Annotated in this window: 9 protein-coding genes; 6 read left to right on the top strand and 3 right to left on the bottom strand. The window is 66.3% G+C overall.

Features of this window, described 5'->3' with window-relative positions; translation table 11 throughout:
- The 4 genes from SJH88_RS17015 to SJH88_RS17000 form a co-directional block, all read left to right on the top strand.
- Nucleotides 1-1,091 (top strand): DUF1513 domain-containing protein (locus SJH88_RS17015; protein WP_274755166.1); only part of this gene is annotated, 1,091 nt, incomplete at its 5' end.
- 199 nt (nt 1,092-1,290) lie between these two features.
- Nucleotides 1,291-1,962 (top strand): histidine phosphatase family protein, encoded by a 672-nt coding sequence (locus tag SJH88_RS17010; protein WP_260674688.1) that lies wholly within the window; start codon nt 1,291-1,293, stop codon nt 1,960-1,962.
- Between the two features lie 152 nt (nt 1,963-2,114).
- Nucleotides 2,115-2,723, top strand: a complete 609-nt coding sequence (locus tag SJH88_RS17005) for a hypothetical protein (RefSeq protein WP_274755165.1) — start codon at nt 2,115-2,117, stop codon at nt 2,721-2,723.
- Nucleotides 2,724-2,843: 120 nt separating this feature from the next.
- Nucleotides 2,844-4,454, top strand: coding sequence for an alkaline phosphatase D family protein (locus SJH88_RS17000; RefSeq protein WP_274755164.1), 1,611 nt, complete (start codon nt 2,844-2,846; stop codon nt 4,452-4,454).
- A gap of 219 nt (nt 4,455-4,673) precedes the next feature.
- Here SJH88_RS17000 and SJH88_RS16995 read toward each other — a convergent pair whose 3' ends face one another.
- Nucleotides 4,674-6,065 carry a GGDEF domain-containing protein gene (locus SJH88_RS16995; RefSeq protein WP_274755163.1) on the bottom strand — a complete coding sequence of 464 codons (1,392 nt, stop codon included), beginning with the start codon at nt 6,063-6,065 and terminating at the stop codon, nt 4,674-4,676.
- Nucleotides 6,065-6,622, bottom strand: coding sequence for a hypothetical protein (locus tag SJH88_RS16990; protein ID WP_274755162.1), 558 nt, complete (start codon nt 6,620-6,622; stop codon nt 6,065-6,067). The genes SJH88_RS16995 and SJH88_RS16990 overlap by 1 nt, the downstream gene beginning before the upstream one ends.
- A gap of 214 nt (nt 6,623-6,836) precedes the next feature.
- Here SJH88_RS16990 and SJH88_RS16985 point away from each other — a divergent pair, with 214 nt between their 5' ends.
- Nucleotides 6,837-8,345 (top strand): ABC transporter substrate-binding protein, encoded by a 1,509-nt coding sequence (locus SJH88_RS16985; protein ID WP_274755161.1) that lies wholly within the window; start codon nt 6,837-6,839, stop codon nt 8,343-8,345.
- 88 nt (nt 8,346-8,433) lie between these two features.
- Here SJH88_RS16985 and SJH88_RS16980 read toward each other — a convergent pair whose 3' ends face one another.
- Entirely contained in the window at nt 8,434-9,321 is an 888-nt protein-coding gene (locus tag SJH88_RS16980; RefSeq protein WP_274755160.1) for a creatininase family protein, read from the bottom strand.
- Between the two features lie 100 nt (nt 9,322-9,421).
- Here SJH88_RS16980 and SJH88_RS16975 point away from each other — a divergent pair.
- A partial coding sequence (locus SJH88_RS16975) for a protein-disulfide reductase DsbD domain-containing protein (protein ID WP_274755159.1) occupies nt 9,422-10,097 on the top strand: 676 nt, incomplete at its 3' end.

Below are 10,097 nucleotides of genomic sequence, written 5' to 3'. Positions count from 1 at the left end.
CCCACGCGCCCTGGGCGCAGGCCGCCCAGCCTCCCCGCTGGGCCGCGGCCTGGGCCGTCGGGCCCGACCTGTTTGTCGGTGTGCTGCAGGCCCCGACCGCCGCCACGGACCGCCTGCAGGTGGTCCAGGCCCACGCCATCCCCACGCGGGCCCACGGCATGACCCAACTGGTCGATGGCCGCCTGCTGTTTGCCAGCCGCCGCCCCGGCGACTGGCTGCTGCAGCTGCACCCGGATGGCCGCGCGCACTGGCACTGGATCGAGCCCGACCGCGCCTTCAACGGCCACGTGATCGCCAGTGCCGACGGCCGGCAGCTCTACACCACCGAAACCGACCTGGCCGACAGCCAGGGCCTGATCGGCGTGCGCGACGCGCAGACGCTGGAGAAGATCGCCGAATGGCGCACCGGCGGCATGGACCCGCACCAGCTGCTGCTGGACCGCGATGGCAGCCTGGTGGTGGCCAACGGCGGCATTCCCACGCAGCCCGAAACCGGGCGCCGCAAGCTGCGCCTGGACCACATGGACTCGTCCATCGTCCGCCTGCGGCCCCAGGGCCAGGGCGCCCTCGCCGGCCAATGGCAGTTGCCCGATCCGCGGCTGAGCCTGCGCCACCTGGCGTGGGGGCCGGCCGTGGCCTGGGACCCGGGCCAGCGCTGGCTGGGCATTGCCCTGCAGGCCGAGCACGACCTGGCCGAGGACAAGCTCCACGCCCCGGTGCTGGCCCTGTTCGACGGCCAGCGGCTGCACACCGCCCCCCGCCCCACCGGCGCGCCCTGGCAGGGCTATGGCGGCGACATCAGCAGTGACGGCCACCTGTTTGCCGTCAGCTGCCCGCGCGCCGACGTGCTGAGCTGGTGGCAACCCCCGGCCACGCCGAACGCCCTGGCGCGCTGCCTGCGCCAGGATGCCCAGGCCGGCGTGTACAGCCTCAGCAACCCCAGCGTGATCCAGCCGCTGCAGCCGCCGCGCGCGCCCGTGTGGTCCGCAGGCACGCAGCAGGTGCTGCAGTGGCCCGGCCAGGCGGCCATCGGCCGCAGCGACCACCTGGCACTGGACAACCATTGGGTGCAGCTGCCACCGCAGCTGTGAATGGAAAGTGGCTGCAGCGCTCATCCCATCAGCGCTGACAGCTATCAAAACCTTCTCTCCACCCAATCCACGGCGCCCCAGCCTGCAGGCGCACGCACCTGCGGGCCGGCCTGCCCCCCTCCGGGACTGCGGCCCGGCCGCCACCATCGTCTCCGATAGGACAGGCATTCCGCATCGACCGCTTCCACAATCTGCGGCCATGGGAACCATCTACCTTGTACGCCATGGCCAGGCTTCATTTGGCGCCGATGACTACGACCAGCTCAGCCCCCTGGGGCTGCAGCAGTCCCAGCAACTGGGCCGCTACTGGCACGAGCGCGGCCAGCGTTTCGACGCGGTCTGCACCGGCACGCTGCGCCGCCATGTACAGACGCTGGAAGGCATCCAGGCCACCTTGCCCGGCCTGCCAGCAGCCCAGGCCCTGCCGGCACTCAACGAGTACGACAGCCACGCGCTGATCCGCTGCATCCACCCCGACCCACTGCCGCCGGCGGACACCCCGGAGCGCTACCGGGCGCACTTTCGCCTGCTGTGCGATGCCATCGCGCAATGGATGTCCGGCGTGATCAGCCCCGCCGGCATGCCCACCTGGGAAGGCTTTGCCGACGGCATCCGCCAGACCCTGGACCAGTTGCGCCGCCAGCACCCGGACGGGGACGTGCTGGTCGTCAGCAGCGGCGGCCCCATCTCCACCGCCGCGGGCCTGGTGCTGGGCGCACCGGCCGAGGTGTCGATCGCCCTGAACATGCGCATCCGCAACACGGCCGTGACCGAGCTCAGCACCAGCCCCAAGCGCCTGATGCTGCAGACCTTCAACACCCTGGGCCACCTGGATACGCCCGCCACCCGCGACTGGGTCACCTTCGCCTGAGGCCCTCTGCCGCCGCCCTGCGGCGGCAATAGCGCCGGTGGCCAGCCCCCCGCGACGGACCGCCACCGCGCACCGACCACGCTGCGTACGCTGCAGGGGCATTGGAATGGGCTTACAACCAAGGCTTTGCACCCCCACGGCAGCAGACCACCATGTCCGGAATCCCCCGCTCCCCGGCGCCCGGCGACCGCCCCGCGCAACCCCCCGGCCTCGCCACCCTGCAACAGCTGCGCACGCAGCTGGGCACGGCCCTGTCCCCCGACCAGGCCCTGGCGCTGTTCGCGGTGGAGGGCCCCGTCTGCACCCTGCTGGTCAGCGACAGCGACACCAGCGCCCCCGTGCTGCACCATCTGCCGCTGGGTCTGCAGTCGCTGAGCCAGCGCAGCTTCCAGCTGCGCATGCCCACGCCCGCCCAGTTGGAGGCCGGCATCATGGAGGTGGAGGACGCCGTCATGCCGCTGGCACGCCTGCTGCCCGCGCACACCCTGCTGGCGACGCGCGATCCCCTGCTGCGGCACCTGGCCCTGCAGGCCGTCGGTGGCCATGCCCCAGGCGGGGTGCCCGCCATCACGCGCGAGGCCATCGAGGCGCTGTTCGAACGCCTGGTGGCCCAGTCCAGCCGCCACTACAGCCACCAGGACCCCGACCTGCCCCCCGATCCGCGTGCGGCCGCAGCACTGTTGGTGCTGCGCGAAATCCTGCACCACTGGCAGTGCACCCACCTGTGGCTGCTGCCGGACAGCGTGGATGCCGCCCCTTGAGCACGCCGCGGCCGGCACCCCGGTGACCGACCTCGTGGCCGCGATGTCGCATCACCAGGTCGCCCGTGCGGCACGGACGAACTTTCAGCAAAAACCACCTTTAGCGCGCACCACACCTGCATGAACAGCTCACTTTTCCATCGCTCGCTCACCGGTCGCCGTGGGTTGCTGCTGGGCGCCGGCCTGGGGGCAGTCCTGGCCCAGGTGCCCGCCTGGGCCCGCAGCGGCAGCGCCCACCCCGACCACGATCCCTTCACCCTGGGCGTGGCCAGTGGCGACCCGCAGCCAGACAACGCCCTGATCTGGACGCGCCTGACTCCGCCCGCCCACTGGCTGGGCCAGGCCGAGGCCCCGCCGTTGCCCGCGCTGACCGTGCGCTGGGAGCTGGCGCACGACCCGGCGTTCCGGCACATCGCCGCCAGCGGCCAGACCCAGGCCCTGCCCGAATGGGGGCACGCCGTGCATGTGCAGGTCAACGGGCTGGCGCCGGGGCGCCACTATTTCTACCGTTTCATGCAGGGCGACGCCATCAGCCCCACCGGGCGCTGCGGCACCGCCCCCGCGCCCGGGGCAGCGGTGCCACGGCTGCGCCTGGCCTTCGCCGCTTGCCAGCGCTGGGAGCACGGCCACTACGCCGCCTGGCGCGCCGTGGTGCAGGACCAGCCGGACCTGGTGCTGTTCCTGGGCGACTACATCTACGAGTACGCCCAGCCCGCGAACGCCGAAGGCCTGGCCCGCCCGCAACCGCTGCGCACCGCCCGCACGCTGCAGGACTACCGCGACCGCTATGCACTGCACAAAAGCGATCCGCTGCTGCAGGCCGCACACGCGGTCTGCAACTGGAGCGTGATCTGGGACGACCACGAGGTGGAAAACGACTATGCCGCCGACCAGGGCGTGGGCGATGCCGGCGCCTTTCTGGCCCGACGCATGGCCGCCTGGCAGGCGTTCTACGAAAACATGCCGCTGCGCGCCGGGGCCCTGCAGCGCAGCCTGCAGGGGCTGCAGCTGTACCGCAGCCTGCGCTGGGGATCGCTGGCCCAGCTGCACCTGCTGGATGGCCGCCAGTACCGCAGCCTGCAGGCCTGTCGCACACCGGGCAAGGCCGACAGCGGCAGCGTGCACACGGACCGCTGCCCGGAGCTGTTCGACCCCGCCCGCAGCTTGCTGGGCCGCGAACAGGAAGCCTGGCTGGGCCGCCAGCTGCAGGCCGACAGCCGCCACCACCCCGAAGCCGCACGCTGGAGCGTGGTGGCCCAGACCACCTTGTTCACCGCCCGCCGCCGGCCCAGCGGCCACCAGTCCACCGACAGCTGGGACGGCTACCCCGCCGCCCGCCAGCGCCTGAGCCAGCAGATCGCCGAAGCCGCCCCGCACAACAGCGTGCTGCTGGGCGGTGACATCCACCAGAACTACGTCTGCGCCGTGCCCACGCTGGCCGACCGCCCCCCGGGCGCCGGCAACCCGGTGCTGGCCAGCGAGTTCTGCACCACCTCCATCAGCTCGCGCAGCGGCACCACCCAGGACAAGGTCGACGCCCTGCGTGCCCACAACCCGCAGGTGCTGCTGGCACGTTGCGAGGAACGCGGCTACAGCCTGGTGGACATCACCCCCACCACCTGGCGCACCCAGCTGCGCACCGTGGCCGACCCCCTGCGTGCGGACAGCCCGGTCACGACGCTGGCGCAATTTGCCGTTGAGGATGGGAAGGCAGGCCCGGTGAAAAATTGATGCAAACCGGTGATGGATGCAGTCCGTCAGTGAGCACCGAGGCCTTGGGATCACGGATCGTGCGCTTGCGCTGAACGTCCATCGCGGATGCGGGCATGGCGACGGCCTGCGTCGCGGCACGAACTCCCCGCAGGGGATCAGGGAAACATTTCAACAGCACCGCACGCCCCAAGGCGGGGTGACGCTGGCGGCACCATCCCGCCACAGACCGGGGGCCGTTCAGTCTGCGGTTTGCACGCACACCTGGTTGCGCCCAGCGCTCTTGGCTTGGTACAGCGCGGCATCCGCCATGGCCATCAAAGAGCGGCCTCCCAAACAGTCGCCCGTTCTCGGTGTCACGCTGGCAACGCCGACGCTGATCGTGACCACCTGCACCTCCGGAGCTGCGGCGTTCTCGAGGCCTTGCATTTGAATATCCTGGCAAAGATGGCAGGCTATCTGCTCGGCCTGAGCGAGCGTGGTGCTGGGCAGTAACACCACAAACTCTTCCCCACCAAAGCGGAATACAGACCCATGCCCCCCTTGGACCTGCTGCTCAAGGACTTGGGCCACTTGCTGCAGACACACATCCCCCTGCAAATGGCCATAGTGGTCGTTGTAGCTTTTGAAATGGTCGATATCAATCACCAGCACCGCCAAAGGCCGATTGTCACGCATGGCATGTTCCCATGCCCGGTCCAATGCCTCATCCAGGGCGCGGCGGTTAGACAGCCCGGTTAAGCTGTCTTTGCGTACCTGGTGCTCCAGCAAAGTGCGGTATTCCTCCAGGGCCTGGTCCGTCGCCTTGCGCTGTGTGATGTCCTGGATGGTTCCAATAATTTTGGCCGTTTGATCGTATGCGGCGGCATCTTCCATTTCGCACCAGCACTCTAACGTATGCGTATGCGACTGCGGGAGCTGGGGACGCAGATCGAACTCAATTTTCTGCACCGTCCCGAAACGCCGTACCTTCAACAGCTTTCGCAGCGTGCGTTTGATTTGTTCTGCGGGTATGTAGCGCGCCAAGTCGGAGAAAGTCAGTTGCCGCTGGCCTTGCGTTCCCAATATCTCGACCGCCATCGGGGACAGCTCGATCTTCCGGTTTGAAAAATCGATCGAGAAAAAGCCCAGCAATGCCGTTTTCTGCGCTCGCTCCAGCCACTTCATGTGGTTTTCGAGTTCGATTTTGAGCACATGTTCGCGCTTCCCCGTGAGCCATATCCAGTACAGCACCGTGGACAACATGAGAAATGCTGAACCCCCAATCAGCAAACCCAAAAAAACGCCTTCTTTGCGCTGATCGTGGGCAAACGCTTCGGTCACATCGATTTTGCTCACCAGCAACCAGGGTGAATCGGGCACCACACCACTGGCTGCCAACACCTGGTGCCTGCGATAGTCAGGACCGTAAAGAACGCCACGAATACCAGCGAAGGCCTGCACCGCCACCAAGTCATCATCCTGTTCAACCGAAGCCAGCTTTTCCAATGGCTGGGAAATACGATGCCGCAACGGATTGATGTGCACCACGTCCAAGCCTTCGCGCTGCAACAACATCGATTCTGCGGTAGCACTGCCTTGCTGAATCACATTCAAGAGTGGGAAAAGGTTGGCGCGCAAGTCCACCACCATCACAGTGCGCCCAAAGGCTGCAAACCATCGTACAAGGGGGTGAGCACAGAGAACGTGGGGTAAGCAAATTGAGCTTGTCGGTAAGGCTCAACCACCACCGCTTGCGCTTGCAGCAAGGCTTGTTGCAACGCCGCTTGTTCACGCTCCGGGAGCGTGCGCTCCTCCGCACCCGCCGTTGCTATCAGGATGCGCCCTTCGGCATCAAGTAGCAGCACCTTGGCAAACTCATTGCGCTCCGTCAGACTGCGCAGACGGTTTTCCAAATCATCGCGTACCAGTGCATCGTGCTGAACCAGCCAACGTGATAAAGCCTGAGCAAACAGCCTGTCGTCCATCAGCGACTCAGCTGCAGCCAGCGTGCTGGACCGCCACTTGGCCAAACTCTGGAGCACCCGGTCGTTGTTGCTCTTGAGCACACTCTCTATTTGGTGGCGATAACGCAGCTCACGCTCCGTATAGACGTGCATGCCTGCCCAAGCAAGTACAACTTGCACGATGACCACGACTGCGATCACATGCCAGAGATGTTTGTCTTTGTACTGTTGAAGCTTGTGCATGCCGATTCAGCGATCTGCCGGCGCCCCATGGGCTATGCCGGTTCGCCAGTTCCCTGAGCTTATCCGCGCGTTACAAAGATGAAAGCCAACCTCGCAACATGACTCGTAGCATCAAATAACTGCTGACAAGCCGCGTGCGCTTGGTCAATTATCGGATACTGATTGATACATACGGTCATCGCAGCCAATAACCAAGCACGCCATGTTCCCTCTCATGCCTGTACCGAACATTCCTCGTCGCAGCTGCCTCCAGCAATTGGGCGCAACCGGCTTGGCGGCTTGTCTGCCACTCTCCGCTATTGCCCAACCCCGGCGTGACAGCGTAACGCTGAATATTGCACTGGAGCCTGATGGCCTGGACCCCACACGATTTGCAGCAGCCGCCTGCGGCCAGGTGGTGCTCTACAACATTTTTGAGGGCTTGGTCAAAATCAGCGAAAACGGAGCCGTCGAACCGTTGCTGGCATCCCGCTGGCAGATCGACGCCAGTCAACGCATCTACACCTTTGAGTTGGTGCCGAATGTGCGCTTTCACGATGGCGCTGCGCTGGATGTGGAGTGTGTGCTCTTCAGCTTTCGCCAAGCACAGGCTCCGAACTCTCCAAACAAGGCCAAGAAAAGCGTCTTTGACAACATTCAGCGCATGACCGCCAAAGGCGCTCTTCGCTTCGAGCTAGAACTGCGCAATCCTGATCCACATTTTCTTTTTCACTTGGGAGAAGCCAGCGCAGTCATCCTTCACCCTAATTCAGCCACCTCTGCTGCCACGCAACCGATTGGTACAGGTCCGTATGCATTTGTCAGGTGGCGCAAGGGACACAGTGTGCAAATGCGCAAGTCTGCGACCTTTCGAGCACCAGAAAAAGCAGCGATTGAGCACGCCACGTTCCGTTTTATCAATAATTTGGAAGAGCAGGCTCGAGCCTTGGAGCAAGGCGAGGTGGATGTCTTCATCAATTTCATCACACACGATCTGCACCGCTTCCACGGCGATCCGCGCTACCAAGTGCTACTGGGCTCTTCCAGTGGCAAAGGCATGCTGGCCGTCAACCACCGCCACCCTGTCTTGAAAGATGTACGGGTACGCCGTGCAATCACCCATGCAATCGATCGCCAAGCTTTCGTCAGCAGCATTTTGCAAGGCAAAGGCAATGTCATCGGCAGCCACTTTGCCCCTACGGACCCTGGCTTCCTGAATCTTGCGCACCTGCATGCTTACAGCCCGGAGCGTGCCAAAGAGCTGCTCCAACAAGCTGGCGTGAAGACGCCCCTGGAACTCACGCTGACCCTGCTTCCCGTTCCGTACGCCCGCGAAGGAGGCCCCTTCATCGCCGCGTACTTGGAGAAAGTTGGCATTCGGGTGCACCTCCAGCCAGTGACCTGGCAGGAGTGGCTGAGCAATACCTTCCAGGGGGACTTCGATCTGACGCTGATCAACCATGTCGAGCCGCTGGATCACATGATCTATGCCGATCCCGGGTATTACTTTGGCTATGACAGCGCAGATTTCCGCGACCTGACGCATCGCCACGCAGCATCCCGCAACCCGCGTGAGCGCCAGTTGTTGTACGCGGCCATGCAACGGTATTTAGCCCAGGATGCAGCCAACGTCTGGTTGTTTAATTCACAGGTCAGTGCCGTGGCACGCAAGGGCTTGCAGGGCCTGTGGATGAACTACCCCATTTATACGCACGATATTGCGTCCTTGCGCTGGGCCAGCTAGGCACCGCAGGTGACGGGCGCGCGCACGGTGCCGAATCAGAGGGCACGCGGCACATTGCAGCCGCCCGCCCTGCCACGGCGCGCAGGCCTCAGCCCAGAGGGCTGGGCTCCGCGCCCACGGTCGTGGCCGGCAGCCGGTGCACCTCGGCCAGCAGGGCCGCCAGGCTGACCCCCACGGCCTCCACCAGCGCCTGGCCGCGCACCGCATCGGCCGCAGCGGCGTTGCCGGCCGCACCACAAGGGTTGTAGTCCTGCATGGCCCAGCCCAGCTTGGCACTTTTGCCGTTGCCCAGAATGGGATAGTCCCGAGCACGTTCCTCGGAGGTGGAGGCGAAGTTCTGCGCGTGCTGCATGCGCACCAGCGCGGGCGCTAGGTGCAGCAGCATCGAGGTTTCCATTTCCCCGCCGTGCACGCCAAAGCGGTGCTCGTGGGCACTGAAGGCCGCATCGGCCCCGTGCAGCGGCAGGTTGAACCAGCTGCTGTGGTAGACCAGCAGCCCGCATTGCATGCGCAGCTGGCGCGCGACGATGTCCATGCTGCTGACATTGCCGCCGTGGGCGTTGAAGATCAGCAGCTTGTGCACGCCGGCGCGGGCCACGCAGGCGCCGATTTCGGTCCACAGCGCCAGCAGCGTGGCGGGCGACAGCCCCAGCGTGCCGGCGTAGCTGGCGTGTTCCAGGCTCAGTCCGATCTGCTGCGTGGGCAGCACCAGCACCGGCACCTCGGCCGGCAGGTGCGGCAGCGCAGCGGCGACCATGCCGTCCACCAGGGTACTGTCCACCGACAGCGGCAGGTGCGGGCCGTGCTGCTCCACCGCGCCCACGGGCAGCACCGCCACGGTCTGCGCGGCCAGGCCGCTGCGCTGCGCCAGGGCGAAGTCACGGGCCGACACCCCGGCCCAATGGCGCGCGGGCCAGGCCGTCAGCGGCACATCGGGGACATCGGGCGGGTTCACGGGGAGGGGGTAGGAGCACATGGCCCTGATCTTAGAGCGTGTTGCTGCGGTACGCCGCCGCCCGGCCGAAAGGCGCCCTGCGGAAGGAACCACAATACGGTTTCCGCCTCCAAGCTTTGCCATGCCGATATCTGCCCCCGCTTTTCTCCGCCGCCTGCCCCTTGCCTGGGCGCTGATCCTATTGAGCCTGCTGCTGGTGTGCGGCGCCGCGCTGCCGACCGCGGCCCAGGCGCAACTGCAGCTCAAGCTGGGCGGCGCGGCGGCGCAGGGGCCCTCCGACACCGTGGTCACGCCGCGCGTGCGCGCCCAGTTGGTGGCCCTGGCGCCCGAGGGCATCGCCCCGGGGCGGCCGCTGGCGCTGGGCCTGCGCATTGAGCACCAGCCCGACTGGCACACCTACTGGAAGAACGCGGGCGACTCCGGCCTGCCCACGCAGCTGGCCTGGCAACTGCCGGCCGGCCTGCAGGCGGGCGAGATCGCCTGGCCCGTGCCCCAGCAAATCCGCGTCGGCGACATGCTGAACTACGGCTACGAAGGCACGGTGCTGCTGCCCGTGCCGCTGCAGGTGGCGCCCAACTTTGCCCCCGGCAGCGACGGCGGGGTGGACATCCGCCTGCACGCCAGCTGGTTGGTGTGCCGCGTGGAATGCATTCCAGAGGAGGGGGACTTCCTGCTGCGCCTGCCGGCCTCCGCCCCCCAGACCCTGTGGAGTGCGGCCTTCGAGGCCGCCCACGCCCAGGCGCCACTGGCGCTGGACACGGCCCAGGCCAGCGCCAGCGCACGGACGGCGGCGAGCG

The organism is Comamonas sp. GCA5, from assembly GCF_036541385.1.
In the GTDB taxonomy this organism is placed as follows: Bacteria; Pseudomonadota; Gammaproteobacteria; order Burkholderiales; family Burkholderiaceae_C; genus Comamonas; species Comamonas aquatica.
This window is presented reverse-complemented; position numbering and strand designations above follow the sequence as displayed.

Coding starts and splice junctions, on each gene's coding strand:
- SJH88_RS16980 (WP_274755160.1), bottom strand. CDS start 9,321: ATGTGCTCCTACCCCCTCCCCGTGAACCCGCCCGATGTCCCCGATGTG.
- SJH88_RS16995 (WP_274755163.1), bottom strand. CDS start 6,065: ATGGTGGTGGACTTGCGCGCCAACCTTTTCCCACTCTTGAATGTGATT.
- SJH88_RS16985 (WP_274755161.1), top strand. CDS start 6,837: ATGCCTGTACCGAACATTCCTCGTCGCAGCTGCCTCCAGCAATTGGGC.
- SJH88_RS17000 (WP_274755164.1), top strand. CDS start 2,844: ATGAACAGCTCACTTTTCCATCGCTCGCTCACCGGTCGCCGTGGGTTG.
- SJH88_RS16990 (WP_274755162.1), bottom strand. CDS start 6,622: ATGCACAAGCTTCAACAGTACAAAGACAAACATCTCTGGCATGTGATC.
- SJH88_RS17010 (WP_260674688.1), top strand. CDS start 1,291: ATGGGAACCATCTACCTTGTACGCCATGGCCAGGCTTCATTTGGCGCC.
- SJH88_RS17005 (WP_274755165.1), top strand. CDS start 2,115: ATGTCCGGAATCCCCCGCTCCCCGGCGCCCGGCGACCGCCCCGCGCAA.